This is a genomic window from Enterobacter sp. ECC-175, from assembly GCF_043968675.1.
GTDB lineage: Bacteria > Pseudomonadota > Gammaproteobacteria > Enterobacterales > Enterobacteriaceae > Enterobacter.
The window spans coordinates 3,784,769-3,803,452 of the sequence record NZ_CP143776.1; the positions used below are offsets into that span (position 1 = coordinate 3,784,769).

The 18,684-nt window shown below is 56.5% G+C and carries 16 protein-coding genes and 1 tRNA gene; 5 read left to right on the forward strand and 12 right to left on the reverse strand.

From position 1 onward, the window contains the following. Positions 1-93: 93 nt before the first annotated feature. On the forward strand, positions 94-2,103 hold the full coding sequence (mnmC, locus tag V1599_RS17990) for a bifunctional tRNA (5-methylaminomethyl-2-thiouridine)(34)-methyltransferase MnmD/FAD-dependent 5-carboxymethylaminomethyl-2-thiouridine(34) oxidoreductase MnmC (RefSeq protein ID WP_395300569.1): 2,010 nt from the start codon (positions 94-96) through the stop codon (positions 2,101-2,103). A gap of 40 nt (positions 2,104-2,143) precedes the next feature. On the opposite strand, the gene V1599_RS17995 is transcribed toward mnmC, so the two are convergent. From V1599_RS17995 to prmB, 6 genes are read right to left on the reverse strand one after another with little or no spacing between them, the layout of a single operon-like run. Further along, on the reverse strand, positions 2,144-2,425 hold the full coding sequence (locus V1599_RS17995; protein ID WP_112010325.1) for a YfcL family protein: 282 nt from the start codon (positions 2,423-2,425) through the stop codon (positions 2,144-2,146). Between the two features lie 13 nt (positions 2,426-2,438). Next, a complete protein-coding gene (locus V1599_RS18000) occupies positions 2,439-2,984 on the reverse strand; it encodes an elongation factor P hydroxylase (protein WP_297122245.1) in 546 nt (181 codons plus the stop codon). Next, entirely contained in the window at positions 2,984-3,793 is an 810-nt protein-coding gene (locus V1599_RS18005) for a sulfite exporter TauE/SafE family protein (RefSeq protein WP_297122247.1), read from the reverse strand. The genes V1599_RS18000 and V1599_RS18005 overlap by 1 nt, the downstream gene beginning before the upstream one ends. Beyond that, on the reverse strand, positions 3,793-4,617 hold the full coding sequence (gene mepA / locus V1599_RS18010; RefSeq protein WP_395300570.1) for a penicillin-insensitive murein endopeptidase: 825 nt from the start codon (positions 4,615-4,617) through the stop codon (positions 3,793-3,795). Before mepA ends, V1599_RS18005 begins: the two co-directional genes overlap by 1 nt. A gap of 2 nt (positions 4,618-4,619) precedes the next feature. Beyond that, entirely contained in the window at positions 4,620-5,705 is a 1,086-nt protein-coding gene (gene aroC, locus V1599_RS18015) for a chorismate synthase (RefSeq protein ID WP_112010321.1), read from the reverse strand. 60 nt (positions 5,706-5,765) lie between these two features. Next, positions 5,766-6,698 (reverse strand): 50S ribosomal protein L3 N(5)-glutamine methyltransferase, encoded by a 933-nt coding sequence (prmB, locus tag V1599_RS18020; RefSeq protein ID WP_112010320.1) that lies wholly within the window; start codon positions 6,696-6,698, stop codon positions 5,766-5,768. A 145-nt stretch (positions 6,699-6,843) separates the two neighbouring features. On the opposite strand from prmB, the gene smrB reads away from it, so the two are divergent. Then, positions 6,844-7,395: an endonuclease SmrB gene (gene smrB / locus V1599_RS18025; protein ID WP_112010319.1), complete on the forward strand. Its 552-nt coding sequence runs from the start codon at positions 6,844-6,846 to the stop codon at positions 7,393-7,395. 47 nt (positions 7,396-7,442) lie between these two features. On the opposite strand, the gene sixA is transcribed toward smrB, so the two are convergent. From sixA to V1599_RS18045, 4 genes are all read right to left on the reverse strand, one after another. Further along, positions 7,443-7,928 carry a phosphohistidine phosphatase SixA gene (gene sixA, locus V1599_RS18030; protein WP_112010318.1) on the reverse strand — a complete coding sequence of 162 codons (486 nt, stop codon included), beginning with the start codon at positions 7,926-7,928 and terminating at the stop codon, positions 7,443-7,445. Positions 7,929-8,136: 208 nt separating this feature from the next. Then, positions 8,137-10,284: a fatty acid oxidation complex subunit alpha FadJ gene (gene fadJ, locus V1599_RS18035; protein WP_297122255.1), complete on the reverse strand. Its 2,148-nt coding sequence runs from the start codon at positions 10,282-10,284 to the stop codon at positions 8,137-8,139. Next, positions 10,284-11,594 carry an acetyl-CoA C-acyltransferase FadI gene (gene fadI / locus V1599_RS18040; protein ID WP_297122257.1) on the reverse strand — a complete coding sequence of 437 codons (1,311 nt, stop codon included), beginning with the start codon at positions 11,592-11,594 and terminating at the stop codon, positions 10,284-10,286. Before fadI ends, fadJ begins: the two co-directional genes overlap by 1 nt. A 240-nt stretch (positions 11,595-11,834) precedes the next feature. Beyond that, positions 11,835-12,119, reverse strand: coding sequence for a YfcZ/YiiS family protein (locus V1599_RS18045; RefSeq protein ID WP_112010315.1), 285 nt, complete (start codon positions 12,117-12,119; stop codon positions 11,835-11,837). 372 nt (positions 12,120-12,491) lie between these two features. Here V1599_RS18045 and fadL point away from each other — a divergent pair, with 372 nt between their 5' ends. Beyond that, positions 12,492-13,775, forward strand: a complete 1,284-nt coding sequence (gene fadL / locus V1599_RS18050; RefSeq protein WP_112010314.1) for a long-chain fatty acid transporter FadL — start codon at positions 12,492-12,494, stop codon at positions 13,773-13,775. A gap of 44 nt (positions 13,776-13,819) precedes the next feature. On the opposite strand, the gene mlaA is transcribed toward fadL, so the two are convergent. Beyond that, positions 13,820-14,572: a phospholipid-binding lipoprotein MlaA gene (gene mlaA, locus V1599_RS18055; RefSeq protein WP_112010313.1), complete on the reverse strand. Its 753-nt coding sequence runs from the start codon at positions 14,570-14,572 to the stop codon at positions 13,820-13,822. A 314-nt stretch (positions 14,573-14,886) separates the two neighbouring features. Here mlaA and V1599_RS18060 point away from each other — a divergent pair, with 314 nt between their 5' ends. Next, on the forward strand, positions 14,887-15,816 hold the full coding sequence (locus tag V1599_RS18060; protein WP_395300571.1) for a formate/nitrite transporter family protein: 930 nt from the start codon (positions 14,887-14,889) through the stop codon (positions 15,814-15,816). Between the two features lie 75 nt (positions 15,817-15,891). Next, a tRNA-Arg gene (locus V1599_RS18065) sits at positions 15,892-15,966 on the forward strand. Here the strand turns inward: V1599_RS18065 and V1599_RS18070 are convergent. Next, a complete protein-coding gene (locus V1599_RS18070; protein ID WP_395301591.1) occupies positions 15,926-18,523 on the reverse strand; it encodes a sacsin N-terminal ATP-binding-like domain-containing protein in 2,598 nt (865 codons plus the stop codon). The two genes, V1599_RS18065 and V1599_RS18070, sit on opposite strands and share 41 nt — an antisense overlap. Positions 18,524-18,684 lie beyond the last annotated feature (161 nt).

An 18,684-nucleotide genomic window follows, 5' to 3' on the forward strand; every position in this document is an offset into this window, starting at 1 on the left:
GAACAAGTCCGATCAGCCATTTTCTGCGGAAATTTGCACCAATGCGCCCACATCGTTAAGATCGTGCCACTGCCTGTCGGACGAGTAACTTACGTGAAACAAAACGCTATACAACCCGCCAACCTCGAATTTAACGCTGAGGGTACACCTGTTTCCCGAGATTTTGATGACGTCTATTTTTCTAATGATAACGGACTGGAAGAAACCCGTTATGTTTTCCTTGACGGAAATTATCTCAACGCGCGCTTTCCTGAACATCCCCGCAGCCTGTTTGTAGTAGCGGAAAGCGGGTTTGGTACCGGCCTCAATTTCCTGACCCTCTGGCAGGCGTTTGACCAGTTTCGAGCCCAACACCCTGAAGCTACGCTGCAAAGATTACATTTCGTCAGTTTCGAAAAATTTCCGCTTACGGCGCACGATCTGCGGCTTGCGCATCAGCGCTGGCCCGAGCTGGCACAGTGGGCGGAGCAGCTGCAGGCCCAGTGGCCGCAGGCCATCGGGGGCTGCCATCGCCTTATTCTGGACGGCGGGCGCGTCACGCTGGACCTGTGGCTCGGCGACATTAATGCGCTCACGGACGAGCTTGACGATTCGATGAACCAGAAAGTGGACGCCTGGTTCCTGGACGGCTTTGCGCCCGCCAAAAACCCGGACATGTGGAGCGATCATCTTTTTGCCGCCATGGCGCGCCTGGCTCGCCCCGGCGCCACGCTCGCCACCTTTACCTCGGCGGGATTCGTGCGGCGCGGGCTGCAGGCCGCGGGCTTCACGATGAAGAAGACCAAGGGCTTTGGCCGCAAGCGCGACATGCTGGTTGGCGTCATGGAGCAAACCCTGGCGATCCCCGCGCAGGCGCCGTGGTTTGCCCGTCGCGCCAGCGCGTCCCGCGAGGTGGCGATCGTTGGCGGCGGGATTGCCAGCTCCCTGCTCTCGCTCGCCCTTCTGCACCGCGGCTGGCAGGTTACGCTGTACTGCGCGGACGAGGCTCCGGCAAGCGGCGCGTCGGGCAACCGCCAGGGCGCGCTTTACCCGCTCCTGAGCGCGCACGATCCCGCACTGTTTCAGTTCTTCCCGGCGGCGTTTACCTTCGCCCGTCGCCTGTATGACGCCCTGCCGCTCACGTTTGCTCACGACTGGTGCGGCGTCACGCAGCTCGGCTGGGATGAGAAGAGCCAGCAAAAAATTAACCAGATGCTGTCGCTGGGACTGCCGGATGCCATCGCCCATGCGGTGAGCGCTGAGCAGGTTGCTGAAACCGCCGGGGTTAAGACCGGCTGCGGGGGGATTCAGTATCCGCTCGGCGGCTGGCTATGCCCGGCCGAACTGACCGCCGCTGCGATTGCCCTTGCGCAGTCCCGCGGGCTGACGGTGCACTATTGCCACAGGGTGGAAGCGCTTAACCACTCGGAGCGCTGGGTCCTCGATTTTGCCAATGGGAAACGGGCGCAGCACGCCGCCGTGGTGCTGGCAAACGGGCATCACATCAGCCGGTTCACGCAGACGGAAGCGCTGCCGGTTTATCCGGTCGGCGGCCAGGTCAGCCACATTCCGACCACGCCGGAACTGCGAAAACTGCGCCAGGTGCTGTGCTACGACGGCTACCTGACGCCGCAAAACCCGTCTAACGGCCACCACTGCATCGGTGCCAGCTATCATCGCGGCCAGGCTGACGTGGCCTACAGCGAGGACGATCAGCAGCAAAACCGCCAGCGCCTGATCGACTGCTTCCCGGACGCGGCATGGGCGAAAGAGGTTGACGTGAGTGAGGGAGAAGCGCGCTGCGGCGTGCGCTGCGCCACGCGTGACCATCTGCCGATGGCGGGCAGCGTGCCGGACTATGACGCCACGCTCGAGGTCTACCAGAACCTCGCAGAAACCAGGGATAGCGCGGTCAGCGCGCCGGCTTATCCGGAACTGTATATGCTGGGCGGGCTGGGCTCGCGCGGGCTATGCACCGCACCGCTGCTGGCGGAAGTGCTGGCCGCACAGATGAGCGACGAGCCGATACCGCTGGACAGAACGACGCTTGCGGGACTTAATCCGAACAGGCTGTGGGTGAGGAAGTTGCTGAAGGGGAAGAAGGTTAAGCAGGGTGCGGCCTGATGCCCTCACCCTACCCCTCTCCTGCTGGGAGAGGGAAAAATTATGATGTCAGGCTGGCTTTCTGGAACAAGGTTTCCCACATGCCGAGCACCAGGGACTGATCGCGCGGCGACAGTTCACCGGCCTGAATCGCCTTTTCCAGGCTGCGGGTCACTTCACCATGCACCGCTTCGGCAGAGTGATCGTCTCCTGCTTCCAGCTCGGCGACGGCCAGCGTAAGGTGGCCGCGCAGATAGCCGCTGGCGAACAGCTCGTCATCGCTGGCGTGTTCCACCATGTCATCAATTAGTGCCAGAATGCGTGATTCAAATTCTGCGATCATCTTCTTTCCTCAGTTAAATATCTTCCGGCCAGGGGAAGCATTCCGCCGTGATCTCCGGCGTGTGATAATAGTCTTGTAACGCCTTGATAAAGCGCGACGGACGTTCCGGAATGCCTTTCTCAAGATACTCCATCACCTGCGCGTGCACGCGGCGCTGGAAGACAATACGGTCTGGCTCAAAGTCGCCTTCGAGGTTGTCGCAGCTGACGTTGAACGGGTAACCCGCCGCCACGCAGAAAAGCCAGTCGAACGCCTGGGGCTTCACTTCCACATCTTCGAACTGGCCTTGCGTAGCCGCATCGCGGCCGTCCGGGCAGTACCAGTAGCCGAAGTCCACCAGCTCGCGGCGCGCTTTCCCCGCGATGCACCAGTGCGAAATCTCATGCAATCCGCTGGCGTAAAAGCCGTGCGCGAACACAATCCGGTTATACGGAACCTCTGCATCAGCAGGAAGATAGATCGGTTCATCGTCGCCTTTAATCAGACGGGTATTAAAATCGTCGGCAAAGCAGCCGTTAAAAATCTCAATAAGCTGTTCGTAGTTATGCGTACCGTTCATTAGTTCATCCCCAACCAGTGGAGGATCTCCTGTCCGTGGCTATCATAAAGAAGCTTGGCGCTCATCACCGCCGAGACCACGACGATCATCGGGCGGATCAGCTTCTGTCCCTTGCTTAACACCAGGCGCGAGCCCGCGCGCGCGCCTAAAAATTGTCCTGCCATCATTACGAATCCGGTTGCCCAGATAACCTTGCCGCCGATGATAAACAGCAGCAGGCCGCCAACGTTAGAGGTGGCGTTTAAAACCTTCGCGTGCGCCGTGGATTTCGCGAGGTTAAAACCGGCGAGCGTGACGAAGGCCAGCGCGTAAAACGAGCCCGCCCCCGGCCCGAAAAAGCCATCGTAAAAGCCGACGCAGCCCCCGGCAATCAGCGCAAACGGCAGGCCGTGCAGACGACGCTGTCGATCCTCTTCGCCAAGCTTTGGCATCAGCAGGAAGTACAGGCCAATGCAGATCACCAGAATCGGCAGGATCTGGCGCAGAATGTCTGACTGAACGTGCTGAACCAGCAGCGCACCGGAGGTGGAGCCGATAAAGGTCATCAGAATATTGAGCTTTTGGTCGGCGAGGTTAACCACCTTGCGGCGGATAAAGTAGAGCGACGCCGAGAGCGAACCGCCGCAGGCCTGCAGCTTATTGGTCGCCAGCGCCTGCGCCGGACTCATGCCTACCGCCAGCAGCGCCGGAACGGTCAGCAAACCGCCGCCGCCCGCCAGGGCATCGATAAAACCGGCTAACATCGCAACAAAAAACAGTGCCGCCAGCATCCACGGTGACACCATAAACAGGTCGACGAAATTATCCATTACAGTACGTGCTCATCCAGTAGCGCCTGGCAGGAAGGCGGCAGCGGAGGCGGTGTCTTCTTCTCAGGCTTAGTGGTCCCAGGCTTGGCCGGCTCAAACCAGCTTTGCAGCTCATAACCGCAGCCATCGCCAGGCGGTGGAAGCGGCTGATCTTCACATTCGAGGCTGTTCGCCGGGCAGCGCAGACGCACGTGCATATGCGCGCGATGCTGGAACCACGGGCGCACCTTGCGCAGCCAGTCACGGTCGTTTCCCGCATCCAGGCAAAGCTGCTGCTTGATGGCCGGGTTAACGAAAATCCGCGTCACGTCGTTATCTTTAGCCGCCAGCTTGATCATCGCCGACACATCCTGTGACCAGAGCGAAGGTACAACGCTTTTACCATCGCGCGTGACCAGGTCCAGCGCCTGCGGCTTCAGCAGCTGCGCCGAGCTCCAGCGCGCTTTGGGCAACTGAAGGAAGATATCGACATCGAGACCGGTCTGGTGACTGGCGTGCCCCCCGTTGAAGCGGCCGCCGGCAGGCATCCCCATATCGCCAATCAGCATTGTGCCCAGCCCGAGGTTATGCACCTGATTGCCCAGGCGCTGGATAAACAGCACCAGATCGGGGTGGCCGAAATAGCGGCGCTGATCGGTGCGCATCACTTGATAGGTATCGGACTGCAGCGGAAGTTCCTGCGCTCCAACGATACAACCGTTCGAGAACGCACCAATTGACTGCGCGCTGCCCGCCACCGGATGGGTGATTTTTTGCCACGGCGTGGCGGCCAGGCTGGCTCCGCTGGCCAGCAGCGCCAGCAGGGCAATTGCGGTTTTTTTCATATTTACCAGCGTGGAATGGTGGTCGTCACGTCCGCATTCTGCGCGCGCTGGCGCAGGAAGTGATCCATCAGCACGATCGCCAACATCGCTTCGGCGATCGGCACGGCGCGGATCCCCACGCAGGGATCGTGACGTCCTTTGGTGATCATCTCAACTTCTTCGCCATCGCGGTTAATGGTGTGGCCCGGTACGGTAATGCTGGACGTTGGCTTCAGCGCGATGTTCGCCATAATCTGCTGTCCGCTGCTGATGCCGCCCAGGATGCCGCCCGCGTGGTTGCTCTGGAAGCCCGCTTTCGTGATTTCGTCACGGTTCTGGCTGCCGCGAAGCTTAACCACGTCAAAACCGTCGCCGATTTCCACGCCCTTCACCGCGTTGATGCTCATCAGCGCGTGGGCAATATCCGCGTCGAGGCGGTCGAACACCGGCTCGCCCCAGCCAGCGGGCACACCGTCAGCGACCACGGTCACTTTCGCGCCGATGGAGTCGCCCTCTTTTTTCAGGCCGCGCATCAGTTCGTCCAGCGCGTCAATTTTGTCAGCATCCGCGCAGAAGAACGGATTTTGCTCAACCAGATCCCAGTCCCCGATCGCCAGCGGAATGTCGCCCATCTGGGTCAGACAGCCGCGAATGACGATGCCGAATTTTTGCTGCAGATATTTTTTGGCAATGGCCCCGGCCGCCACGCGCATCGCAGTTTCACGTGCCGAAGAGCGTCCGCCGCCGCGATAGTCGCGAAAACCGTACTTTTGCTCGTAGGTGTAGTCGGCGTGGCCCGGACGGAAGACGTCCTTGATGGCGCCGTAATCCTGGGAGCGCTGGTCGGTGTTTTCGATCAGCAGGCCGATGCTGGTGCCGGTGGTGCGGCCTTCGAACACACCGGAGAGAATTTTAACCTGGTCCGGCTCGCGACGCTGCGTGGTGTAGCGAGAGGTGCCCGGGCGACGACGGTCAAGGTCGTGCTGTAAATCGGCTTCGGTTAGCTCGATGCCCGGCGGCACGCCGTCCACGATGCAACCCAGTGCCAGACCGTGCGACTCACCAAAGGTGGTCACGCGGAATAGTTGTCCAATACTGTTTCCTGCCATCACGGCTCCGATGTCGTTATTTGTGTGTGAGCGTTGTGAAACGGGCCGAAGCCCGCTGGATTAGTCTTTATAAATGCTGAAGTGCTCGCGCGCGTCGAGAAGCTGTGCTTTGGTCAGCATAAAGACGCCGTCACCGCCGTTGTCAAACTCGAGCCAGGTGAACGGCACATCCGGATACTGCTCTATCAGATGTACCATGCTGTTACCCACTTCACAAATCAGAACGCCGTCGTCGGTCAGATAATCCGGCGCGCAGGCCAGAATGCGGCGGGTCAGCTTCAGGCCGTCAGATCCTGACGCCAGGCCCAGCTCCGGCTCGTGGCGATATTCGTTCGGCAGATCGGACATGTCTTCTGCATCGACGTACGGCGGGTTGGTCACGATCAGATCGTACTGCAGGGTCGGCAGGTCGCGGAAAAGATCGGAACGAATCGGCGTAACGTGATGGATCAGGCCGTGCTCTTCAATGTTGTGCTCGGTCACGGCCAGCGCGTCGGTGGAGATATCAACGGCGTCGACTTCGGCATCCGGGAAGGCGTAAGCGCAGGCAATCGCAATACAGCCGCTGCCGGTACACATATCCAGAATGTGCTGCGGCTGATGGTTAATCAGCCCGTCAAAATGGTTGTTAATCAGCTCGCCAATAGGTGAACGCGGAACCAGCACGCGCTCATCAACGTAAAACTCATGGCCGCAGAACCAGGCTTTGTTGGTCAGATAGGCGACCGGGATACGCTCGTTCACGCGGCGGATCACGCGCTCAACGATGCGGTGCTTTTCGCTAGAGGTCAGGCGCGCGGTGCGCATGTCTTCCGGAATATCCAGCGGCAGGTAAAGAGACGGCAGCACCAGCTGAACGGCCTCGTCCCACGGGTTATCGGTACCGTGACCGTACCAGATATTGGCGGCGCTGAAGCGGCTAACCGACCAGCGCAACATGTCCTGTATGGTATGCAGCTCGTTTACTGCTTCATCGACAAATATTTTATCCACTTTTCCCTCCAGGGCATGCTCGCATAATTTTCGGCGGCTAGTTTGCCATGAAGACGGCGATAAATCAGCACTGACGCGTCCCGCTTGAGGTTAAAAAATGCATTTAGTCAGGTACACTATCGGAAATAAGAGATGAGACAGGCCAATGAAAAAGAAAACATCGCTTAACGAGGAGGATCAGGCTCTCTTCCGACAGCTGATGACGGGAACGCGTCAGCTTAAGCAGGACACCATTGTCCATCGCCCGATACGCAAAAAAGTCACCGAAGTGCCGGTCAAACGTCTGCTTCAGGAACAGGCTGATAACAGCCACTATTTTTCGGATGAATTTCAGCCGCTGCTCAACACCCAGGGCGCCGTTAAGTACGTGCGCGAAGACGTCAGCCACTTTGAGCTGAAGAAACTGCGTCGTGGAGATTATTCGCCGGAGCTGTTTCTCGACCTGCACGGATTAACGCAGATGCAGGCGAAGCAGGAGCTGGGGGCGCTCATTGCCGCCTGCCGTCGCGAACACGTTTTCTGCGCGTGCGTCATGCACGGGCACGGAAAACATATTCTTAAGCAGCAGACGCCGCTGTGGCTGGCCCAGCACCCACACGTGATGGCTTTCCATCAGGCACCGAAAGAGTACGGCGGAGATGCCGCATTGCTGGTGTTGATTGAGGTTGAGGAGTGGCAGCCGCCGGAGCTGCCCTGACAGAATGGCGGGAAGCAGCTTTGCACCCCGCCCTGTCACGCGTCACATCAGATAGCCTTCGCCATCTTCAGATTGCACGGGCTCATCTGCCAGTTGAAGACCCCTTTGCCAGATTCGTCGAGCGTGACGTTGGCAATGGCAGACGTCGTGAACATCGGCGGCGTTTCACCCGGGCACAGCTCGGAGACCAGGTAGCCAACCAGCGGCAGGTGGGAGATCACCAGTGCGGAGGCGACTCCTTCATTGCACAGCGCCTGAAGATAGGCGCTGACAAGGCCGACATCACCGCATGGCGTCAGTTCTGGGAGCACATCTACGCTGCCGGGCAGGTTCATACATTCCCCTACCACATCCAGCGTCTGTTCTGCACGCAGGAACGGACTCACCAGAACGCGTTCGATATCCACTTTTTGGCCTTTGAGCCAGGTCGCCATCTGACGGGATTCGTCGCAGCCACAGACTGTCAAAGGACGTACTGAGTCACTGGCGGCATCGAGTGCCGCGTCGCCGTGACGCATGATAAAAACTTGCATATTGCACCGCTTTTGTTAACCAGAATCACCGGCGTTGACTACCCGCGATAACTGCTTCGAGGTAGAAAACCCGATGGCCGGGCATTGTGCCTGATCCATTCGGTGAATGAAACGCTGTTTTTTACCTCAATGGCGTAAGTATAGTCAATCTCTGTTTACAATTTCGCCAGAACAGGTTCATTCACCGAGGATTTACCCTTCTTTGACTTCAGTTTACGACGTCAGTTTCCTTTGCAGGCCAAAATGTCTGGCCCTGCTCCGCTCTCTGCAACAATTCGTCACACGGCGTAAATCGCGGACCATACTGCGCGGCCAGACGTTGCAGAATAGCAACCACTTCACTCGCCCCCAGCGTATCCATATACCGGAACGGGCCGCCAAGAAACGGCGGAAAACCAATACCAAATACGGCACCGATGTCGCCATCGCGCGCGCTTCTGACAACCTGCTCACCAAAGCAGCGCGCCGCCTCGTTCAGCATCATCATCACGCAGCGTTCGGCGCACTGGACCGCGGAAAGTTTCCCCTGCCCGGCAACCGAAATAAGCCCATAAACCGAAGGGTCGACCTGTTTCTTGCTTTTACGCCCTTTTGCCGCGTAAAGATAGAAACCGCGGCCATTTTTTCTGCCTTTGCGATCGTCCTTCAAGATCGCAGAAACAATGTTTGCAGGCGGGCTAAAACGTTCGCCATAGGCTGACTCCAGCACAGGTATAATTTTAGTGCCGGTATCGATTCCCACCTCATCCAAAAGTTGGATGGGTCCTACCGGAAAGCCAAACTTCACCAGCGCGTCATCAACATGCTCGATCTTTTCCCCCTCCGTCAGCAGGCGCATCGCCTCATTGATATACGGCGCAAGAATACGGTTGACGTAAAACCCCGCCTTATCGGCGACGACAATCGGCGTTTTTCCCTGCTTTTTGGCGAGCTTCACGACCGTTGAGACGGTTTGCGAGCTGGTCTCGGCGTGCGGAATGACCTCCACCAGCGGCATTTTCTCGACCGGGCTGAAGAAGTGCAGCCCAATGACATTCTGCGGACGCGCGGCGTTGGCGGCGATATCGCCAATCGGCAACGACGAGGTATTAGAGGCAAAAATAGTGTGCGGCGCGCAGCGTGCCTCCACGTCCGCCACCATCTGCTGCTTGAGCGGCAGATCTTCAAAGACCGCCTCAATCACCAGATCGCGATGCGCAAAGCCGCTGTAGTCCGTCGTACCGGTAATCATCCCCAGCGTTTTATCACGCTCGCTGGCCTTGATATGGCGGCGCTTAACCTTTTGATCAAGGTTCTGCCAGCTGTACTGTAGCGCGTGGTTAATCCCTTTCGGATTGATGTCTTTTATACGTACCGGCAGCTTGCCTTTGCTGGCGGTGACAAATGCAATGCCGCCGCCCATCAGCCCGCCTCCCAGCACGCCGACGGACCGCAGCGGCGCTGGCTCGGCGTCGCTACCCGGATCTTTTTTCACCTCCGTGCTGGCAAAGAAAATATTGCGCAGCGCCTGCGACGCTGGCGTCATCGCCAGTTCGCCAAAGGCTTTTGCTTCCGCCGCATAGCCGCTGCTGCTGCCCTGCGCCAGGCCGGTTTCGATCGTGTCCAAAATTCGCTTCGCTGCGGGATAGTTGCCCTTGGTTTGGCGTTCGGTTTTCTTTCTCACCGCGCTGAAGAGCAGCGCGCGGCCAAGCGGACCGGCAAGAATGCGTTCCCGCACCGGAAGATGACGCTTCGCCTGACGCCCCTGCGATGCCCGTTCGACCGCCGCTTCAAGCAGAATAGAATGCGGCACGACCTCATCAACCAGCCCAACCTTCAGCGCCTGGCGCGCGCGCAGCTGCTTGCCGGTTAACATCATCTCCAGCGCCGTGCTCACGCCCACCAGGCGCGGCAGGCGCTGCGTCCCGCCGGAGCCAGGCAGCAGGCCGAGCTGCACTTCCGGCAGGCCCAGTACGGTTTTCGCATCATCCGTGCAGATTCGACCGTGGCACGCCAGCGCCAGCTCAAGCCCTCCGCCAAGGCACGCGCCGTGGATCGCCGCAATGACCGGAATCGACAGGGCGTTAATTTCAGCCATTACCTGCTGACCCTGCCGGGCAAGATCTTCCGCCTCCTGAGCGCTTTGCGCACGGGCGATCATGTTGATATCCGCCCCGGCAATAAAGTTATCCGGCTTGGCGGAGATAAACACCAGCCCGCGAATCGCTTTATTCTCGCGGATCTGCTTTAGCATCGCGCGAACCTGAACGCCAAATTCGGCCTTCAGGGTATTCATTTTTTCATCCGGAACATCAATGGTAATAACCGCCACGTTATCGAGGCGAACCGTCAAATTAAATGCGGATTGCCGTTCCATTATTCAGCCTCCAGAACCATTGCTGCACCAAGCCCGCCCGCCGCACAGGCGGTGACAAGTCCAAATCCCCCGCCGCGGCGGCGTAATTCATGCAAAGTTTGCGTGATCATCCGCGCGCCCGTCGCGGCAAAAGGATGACCGTAGGCAATAGAGCCGCCGAGCACGTTGAATTTGCTCTGATCGACTTCGCCCGTGGCATGGGCGCGCCCCAGCACGTCTCTGGCAAAACGCTCGCTCGCCAGCAGCTGAAGGTTTGCCAGCGTTTGCGCGGCGAAGGCTTCGTGCATATCGATCAGGGTCAGATCGGCGAGCGTTAGCCCCGCGCGCTCCAGCGCCAGCGGGGTGGACCAGGCGGGACCGAGCAGCATGTCCTGCCAGACGTCGATCGCCGTGAAGGCATAGCTGCGCAGATAGCCCAGCGGCGTGATGCCCAGCTCTTTTGCACGCGATTCCGTCATCAGAATGACCGCCGCCGCGCCGTCCGTCAGCGGTGTGCTGTTGGCCGCCGTGACCGTCCCGTGCTTGCGGTCAAATGCCGGGCGCAGCTTCGCGTAATCTGCCAGCGTCGACGCGCCGCGAATGTTATTGTCTTCGACAAGCGGCTCGCGGTAGGGAGGTATGTAGGCAGTCATCACCTCGTCGGCAAGCCGACCTTCGGACCAGGCCTTTGCGGCAAGCTGGTGTGAACGATGCGCCAGCGCATCCTGCTGCTCGCGGGTAATGCCGTAGGTTTTTGCCATCTGCTCTGCGGTGTCACCCATGCGCAGGCCGGTGGAATACTCGGCCACGGCGGGCGGAACGGGCATCAGGTCGCGCAGGCGTAAGCGGGAGAAAAGCTTAAGCTTTTGACCCGCGGTGCGCGCTTTGTTGGCGTCGACCAGGATCCGCGCCAGCTTTTTGCTTACGCCAATCGGCAGTACGGAAGAGGAGTCCGCCCCGCCCGCGATCCCGGCGCGAATCGTGCCCGCCATCAGGCTTTCCGCGACGTTGGCGACCGCCTGAAAGCTGGTGGCGCAGGCTCGGCTGACGCTGTAGGCGTCGGTGTGGACGTTCATCCCGGTACCCAGCACGATTTCACGCGCGATATTTGGCGCTTCGGGCATCTGAACGACCTGGCCGAAAACCAGCTGTTCAATCGCCTCCGGCGGTATTTCGCTGCGAGCCAGCATCTCCCCCACGACCATTTTGCCCAGATCGACGGCGGGTATGCCGTGATAGGCCGTCGCCTGACGGGCGAACGGCGTACGCAATCCGCTGACAATGGCAATGCGGTCACCCTGCCGGGTGGTAAGCGGTAATGCCTGACTCATAACACTCCCCTGTAAAAAAAATTCGCGTTAGCGCCAAAGTGGTCTGACCTGATAAATAGTCTTAACCATTTTTTTACATTGAGCCAATCGGGGAGACGAAAAAGTGGGAGCTAAGGCACAGAGAAGAAAAAGAAAATGCCCCCAGGTAAAAGCAAAACGGTAACCCGTAGGTTACCGTTTTTAGAGTTTGCACCCTCTCCCTGTGGGAGAGGCCGGGGTGAGGGCACCAGTCAGCAGAAATTAACGCAGGCCCAGCTGGAAAATCAGGGTTTCGGCTTCGCAGGCAAACACGAAGTCGATATCCAGCTTCACGCCGCCTTCCACTTCCGTGAAGGTGGACTTGATTTCGCACGGATCGGATTCCACGTCGCGCGCGCGCTGGGTCAGCGCGGCCAGCGTTTCGTCTGCCTCTGCACGGTTTGGGAAGACACGGCTGTAAGACGCGGTGCAATCGGTGTTGTCCATAATGGTACCAACATCCATACAGCAGCAAACCGGGGTTTCATCAGCACTGCATTTACTCATAGCTCAATTTCCTCTGTATTCGCGCCCTGCGCGAGATAAACACGATGCTGATATTTTACGCCCCGACGATAGCTCTCTCCAGCCGTTAATGGCGCAAAATCGGATAAGTGACCAATATCACACTAAAAAATGATCTAAAACAAAATTCGCCCTTTTGGATGAAGCGGTCTGGTCACAATTTTGCCAACCAGATCTCGTTTCAAGAAACATGTTTGAAAATATTAATAAACAAACTTGCAACATTCACGCTGGTCGGACCTATACTCACGCCACTGGTCTGATTTGTATGTAATACCGCAGACCCTACACTTCGCGCTCCTGTTACGGTATGTAACAATTATTGAATAAAAATAACTCAATGAGGTTATGGTCATGAGCCAGAAAACCCTGTTCAAAAAGACTGCGCTGGCAGTCGCAGTGGCAATCGTCTCAACGTCCGCCTGGTCCGCGGGCTTCCAGTTAAACGAATTTTCTTCCTCTGGCCTTGGCCGTGCGTATTCCGGGGAAGGTGCTATCGCTGATGACGCAGGTAACGCCAGTCGTAACCCTGCGCTGATCATGATGTTCGATCGCCCAACTTTCTCTGCGGGTGCCGTTTATATCGATCCTGATGTCAACATTTCAGGTAACTCGCCGTTCACGGGCGCGAGCCTGAAAGCAGACAACATTGCGCCAACCGCGTGGGTGCCAAACCTGCACTTCGTTGCGCCTATTAATGAACAGTTCGGTTGGGGCGCATCCGTCACCTCTAACTACGGTCTGGCAACCGAGTTTTCGGACAGCTACCCGGCTGGCGAATACGGCGGTAAAACCGATCTGACCACGCTGAACCTGAACCTGAGCGGCGCCTATCGTCTGAACGACAGCTGGAGCTTTGGTCTGGGCTTTGATGCGGTCTATGCCGATGCAAAAATCGAGCGTTATTCCGGCGAGCAAACTGCGGCCCTGCCGAAAAACAGTAACAAAATTGCCAGCCTCAAGGGCGACGAGTGGGGCTACGGCTGGAACGCCGGTATCCTCTATGAGCTGGATAAAAACAACCGCTGGGGTCTGACCTACCGTTCAGAAGTTAAAATCGACTTCGACGGCGATTACAAAAGCGGCATCCTGAGCCCGGTTAACGGCCTGGTTCCGGGTGCGGGCACCACTATCCCTTGGGGTACGTCTAACCAAACCGTTCCTGGCTCACTGTCGCTGCATCTGCCAGAAATGTGGGAAATCTCCGGTTATAACCGCGTTGCGCCACAGTGGGCGATCCACTATAGCCTGGCATACACCAGCTGGAGCCAGTTCCAGGAGTTGAAAGCTACCGGCAGCAACGGCCAGACGCTGTTCTATAAGGACGAGAGTTTCCACGATGCTTACCGCATCGCGCTGGGTACCACCTACTACATGGATAAAAACTGGACGTTCCGTACCGGTATCGCGTTTGACGACAGCCCGGTTCCGGCTGACAAACGCTCCATTTCTATCCCGGATCAGGATCGCTTCTGGTTAAGTGCGGGTACAACCTATGCCTTCAATGACGACGCGTCCATCGACGTAGGCGTGTCTTACATGCACGGTCAGAAAGTAACGTTCCAGGAAGGCCCATACGAGTTCACATCTGAAGGTAAAGCCTGGCTGTTCGGCACCAACTTCAACTACGCGTTCTAATCGCGGCGGGATCAAAAAAGGTGAGCATTGCTCACCTTTTTTATTTATTCCGAGTCGATATCCTTTAATTCGTTCTCGATGGCTTTGGCGTTCGGGTTCTCTTCCGGCTTCAGCTTGCCGCCGTTGGCAATGAAATCGTGGTTCTGGAAGTAGGCTTCACGCACCATGATATAAGGGTCGGACGACTGACGCAGCAGGCCGTCAGAATCAAGCAGCTGCGCGCGGGTTTCAATCCCTTCGACGGTCCATTTACCAATCGACAGCGGCCAGGTCAGCCAGGACAGCACCGGATAGAGCGTATCCACCATATCACCGCCGTCTTCACGCACCGTGAAGCTGCCATAGAACGGCAGCTGAACGTAAGGGCCGTAACCTACGCCATAATGCCCGAGCGTGCTGCCGAAGCGGTGCGGCTGCTCGCGCTGCAGTTTCGGGTTCGCCATGCCGGCCACGTCTATAAAGCCGCCCATCCCTAACAGGGAGTTCAGGAAGAAGCGCGTGAAATGCACCATCCCCTGGTACGGATCGCCCTGAAGGAAATAGTTCACCATCACCGCAGGCTCTTCCAGGTTGCTGGTGAAATTGCTTAACCCGTTACGCGCGGGCTGTGGAACGTAATCACGCCATGCAACCGCAACCGGGCGGACCACATACGGGTCCAGTACATTATAGTTGAAGTTGTACATTGAGCGGTTGAACCCTTCCAGAGGATCGGAACGTCCGGTTTGCTCACCAGAGCTTGCGCAGCCCACAAGCATCGTTGTGCCAAGCGCAAGCGCCGACAGCCGAAGTTTCATAAAAATCTCCCTGTTCAGTATGGCCATCGTCGATTGCCACCCGTAACGGAGCGTTTGCCGCTCCGTCTGAAATATGCAAGTGATTGTAACAGCACGCTTCAGGATGTCTATGAGCACAATGACGCCCAGCAACTAACGCCACCTAATCTCAGCATAGCCTGTCTTTTGAAATTCGTTTCGCGCGTGATTTTACAATGGCTCTCCGCGCGATGTGTCGCCTTTCTTGTCATTGCCGCCAATTTAAGAGCAACCCCACGGGATTTTCGCCGAAAGCCGCTACGCTTAAAAGAAAGTCCCCTTAGTCCGGAGCGGTTATGAAGGAAATCAGTGAAGATAAAATTAACGAACAAAATGAAGATGTACAGGTTGATAGCGAGGAGAACAGCCGCGGCGAAAAAATAGAGATGGATGAAGACCGACTCCCCTCCCGCGCGATGGCGATTCATGAACACATCCGACAGGACGGCGAGAAGGAGATGGAGCGCGACGCAATGGCGCTGCTGTGGTCAGCCATCGCAGCCGGGCTGTCCATGGGCGCATCGCTGCTGGCAAAAGGGATATTTCACGTTCAGCTTGAGGGAATACCCGGCGGCTTTCTGCTGGAAAATCTCGGTTACACCTTCGGCTTTATTATTGTGATTATGGCGCGCCAGCAGCTCTTTACCGAAAACACGGTCACCGCGGTACTGCCCGTGATGCAAAACCCGACCCTCGGAAACTTTGGTTTGCTGATGCGCCTGTGGAGCGTGGTATTGCTGGGTAACCTTATCGGCACGGGGATCACGGCGTGGGCGTTTGAGTATATGCCGATATTTGACGAGCCCACCCGGGATGCGTTTGTGAAAATCGGCATGGACGTCATGAAAAATACGCCGTTAGAGATGTTCTCCAACGCCATTATCTCCGGCTGGATCATCGCAACGATGGTGTGGATGTTTCCGTCAGCCGGCAGCGCAAAAATCGTGGTGATTATTTTGATGACCTGGCTGATAGCCCTGGCAGACACCACGCATATCGTGGTCGGGACCGTGGAAATCCTTTATCTGGTCTTTAACGGTACGCTGCACTGGAGCGACTTCTTCTGGCCCTTTGCCCTGCCCACCCTAGCGGGCAACATCTGCGGCGGCACCTTTATCTTTGCCCTGCTGAGCCACGCGCAGATCCGCAACGACATGTCGAATAAACGCAAGGCTGAACTCAAGGCACAGGCTGAAAAGGAGAAATCCGCTGCTAAATCAGCGTAAATGGTGACTCTTTGAGCAGTCAGGCGGCGATACGCTTAACGCAAAGTGCAAATAGCGCTATACTCGTGCCGCCTCGTCCCCTTAGTTAAATGGATATAACGAGCCCCTCCTAAGGGCTAGTTGCAGGTTCGATTCCTGCAGGGGACGCCATATACAACTCTCCTGACGTCTTCCACAATTCAGCTTCACCAGTATCATCCGAATTACCGTGCATCAGATAGCGATACGCAAGCCGCTCTCTGGGGCCAAATCTGTCCCCATCGGCAGCCATTTTATTGAGCAGGTCAATGCGTTTTGCCGGAAAATCCAGGCGAGGATGAAGCTCAAGCAAATGGACCACGCCTGCGCTGTCACACTCCTGTGCTTCAGAATATTCAGAACCACCAAAAAGGGTCTGGTTAGTTTTATTAGCGATCAGTACGATTTCTTTTTCAAACAGTGCCTGCTGCAACAATGCACTTAAACCCATACCAAAGTTGGCGCTCCCGCCAAGTTTGAAGATCCTTCGCTTTTGTTTTAGTTCAAGCAAGTGACGGCGCGTCTCCAGGTAAGGTTTCCCTGTTGGCTGTGAAACCTTAAAGATCTTCAACGTATCAAACCGGCGGTACAATTCCTGTTGATCGGGAACTGAGAGTTTGTCGATAAAATTCTGCACCAGTTTTTCAAAGTCATCGCTGGCAGAAGCCTGCGCCTGCATCGCCTGTAGCAGGCTGCCAACCGTCTCCCAGTTCAAAGAAGCACTGGCGGGCTCTTTACTGTTATCGAGAAAAGCGGGCACCAGCAGCGTATCCATAGCAGTACGTCCAAGCGCTTCCCACAGGGCTTGCTCCTGACGATCAATGGCAATCCTGTAACGCCAGGTCGGGCGAATAAGCGCCATCAACTCACCGATCGCAGTCTGGTTACGTGAGAGCTCCACCAGCGGCACGTTAAAAAACGTTTTCCTGAGCAATGCAATTAGGTCAGGCACAAAGCTGTCTGATTGAATCGGCAACGTTTTCAGCAGTTGGTTGAGATAGTTCGTGAGCTTTGGTGCCGTAAACACCATTGACGGTATGGCCTGTAGCAACGCCTGAATCTCAGACAACTGCCACTTACTTTTAAATTCGTTGTAGATATTCTGCTGCGTTTCATCGATAAATTTGTGCGTTACACCCAGGCTTTCCAGAGCGGGCAGCACTTCCCAGGGGCGATGCGCTTCACCTGAAGGTGTGGCAGGCAATAGACGAACGGGAGTGTTCGCATCAACTAAACACCACTGACTTCCATCCCGCGTTAGTTCGCATACCCACAGATGGTACAACGTTACCCAATGGAGCCAGGCATTATTGTTGCGCAAAGCTCTACGCACACCATCCGAAATTGCCGCTTTTTCCGCATCTCCGGCGTGAATAAGCGACATAAGAGAGGCAAGCGCTTTCGGTAATAACGGCAACGTTCCCTGAGTAGCAAGACAGCGGTTCCATTCCTGAACCAGTTGTTCCTGAGCAGGAGAATCAGGGGCATTGAATAACGGCGTGGCGCTGGTGAGTGTAGCCAACCCCTGGATACCCACTCGCCCGGCATCAATGAAAAAGTAGCCGTGCAGAATAATTTGATACGAGTATTGACCAGAAAGAGAGAATTTTTGTTTCTGCGCATGCTGCGCGGTGTCCTGCTCACCTAAAGGTAAAAACACCGCCCATTCCACCGTCAGCGTTGCCTCTCCTTCAGGTACTTTCTCCGCCAGCATCACCACAGCGGCATGAGGCAGCGCTTTATCCGCGGTCTTCTTACCTTCTCGTGAATAACTGAATGGCCAGGTGCGTTGTGATTTCAGGGCAGAAAACTCAGGCGTATTCAGCAAAACCTCATGCCCTACGTAGTATTTTTGCTGAGGGTCCGGCAATCCAGCATGCTGAACGCTAATGTTGCCTTGCCATTCCCCAGCACCATTAAGATTGGTAAATTGTGGGCGAGTCGCCTTTTCAGGCAGCGAGATATGTATTTGACGCTGATACCCCTGCCCTGTTTTCACGACCAGCTCAATGTCCTGCAAGGTTTTCATCAGCGGTAAAAGGCTGGCGAGCTTATCCCCTAATCGCCGGTCAGTGATAAAATCAGGCACCTCATAACGATAGTCTTCGCCAACAATAATAAAGTTTTCATCATCTTGCCGGGCCTGATAGATACTCTCTGAACGCAGCGGAACCCAGACAACGAAATAACCATCACACTCATTTTGGGTAATTGCGCGGACTTCATCCTCAAGACGAACTTTATCTTGCACGCTCACCTCGGCCCAGGCAGATCTGTAACTGTCCCAGGGGTTAAAAACGTCTGATTTGGCCGAGGCGGTATACCAGTCAAATGACTGGTAAAAGAATACTTCACCGAGATGGAACAGGCTTTTCATACCGAGCCCAAATTTTCCCACCGCATTTTCGTCACCCGGTTTGGTGCCAATGCCAATGGAGAGGATCCCCTCTACATCTTCGAGTGTCAGCGGCGCATTATTGATAAAGAAAAGCGCAGGATCACCCAGTAATGGATGATCGGATCCAGCAATGCCGGGGCTCCAGCCAAAGATTAAGGATGATGCCTGCGCATCATCCGCGTTTTGCACAATTTCTTTCAAAACAGGGAAGCCGTTTTTATAACGGTCTTTTAAATTCGCAGCGATAATCGCAATATCGTTGAGCGGCGTGGAGTGCGCTTTAGCCATCATTAACCTCTGTGTGCAATTTACGCCCCTTGGTAGGGCGTTAAACACGGTCAGCTCACTCCCTGCGAGCTGGCTGTCACTAGCAGAGCGCTAGCGTAAAAACAGGCGGGCGCGACTCTCCCTTGCGCGTCTCGATAAGAGTCTATCCGGTGAAGAAATGACAA

Bases quoted from the DNA above. Each gene is read 5' to 3' on its own strand.
- V1599_RS17995 (WP_112010325.1), bottom strand. From the start codon at position 2,425: ATGATCGCAGAATTTGAATCACGCATTCTGGCACTAATTGATGACATG.
- V1599_RS18000 (WP_297122245.1), bottom strand. From the start codon at position 2,984: ATGAACGGTACGCATAACTACGAACAGCTTATTGAGATTTTTAACGGC.
- V1599_RS18005 (WP_297122247.1), bottom strand. From the start codon at position 3,793: ATGGATAATTTCGTCGACCTGTTTATGGTGTCACCGTGGATGCTGGCG.
- mepA (WP_395300570.1), bottom strand. From the start codon at position 4,617: ATGAAAAAAACCGCAATTGCCCTGCTGGCGCTGCTGGCCAGCGGAGCC.
- aroC (WP_112010321.1), bottom strand. From the start codon at position 5,705: ATGGCAGGAAACAGTATTGGACAACTATTCCGCGTGACCACCTTTGGT.
- smrB (WP_112010319.1), top strand. From the start codon at position 6,844: ATGAAAAAGAAAACATCGCTTAACGAGGAGGATCAGGCTCTCTTCCGA.
- sixA (WP_112010318.1), bottom strand. From the start codon at position 7,928: ATGCAAGTTTTTATCATGCGTCACGGCGACGCGGCACTCGATGCCGCC.
- fadJ (WP_297122255.1), bottom strand. From the start codon at position 10,284: ATGGAACGGCAATCCGCATTTAATTTGACGGTTCGCCTCGATAACGTG.
- fadI (WP_297122257.1), bottom strand. From the start codon at position 11,594: ATGAGTCAGGCATTACCGCTTACCACCCGGCAGGGTGACCGCATTGCC.
- V1599_RS18045 (WP_112010315.1), bottom strand. From the start codon at position 12,119: ATGAGTAAATGCAGTGCTGATGAAACCCCGGTTTGCTGCTGTATGGAT.
- fadL (WP_112010314.1), top strand. From the start codon at position 12,492: ATGAGCCAGAAAACCCTGTTCAAAAAGACTGCGCTGGCAGTCGCAGTG.
- mlaA (WP_112010313.1), bottom strand. From the start codon at position 14,572: ATGAAACTTCGGCTGTCGGCGCTTGCGCTTGGCACAACGATGCTTGTG.
- V1599_RS18060 (WP_395300571.1), top strand. From the start codon at position 14,887: ATGAAGGAAATCAGTGAAGATAAAATTAACGAACAAAATGAAGATGTA.
- V1599_RS18070 (WP_395301591.1), bottom strand. From the start codon at position 18,523: ATGATGGCTAAAGCGCACTCCACGCCGCTCAACGATATTGCGATTATC.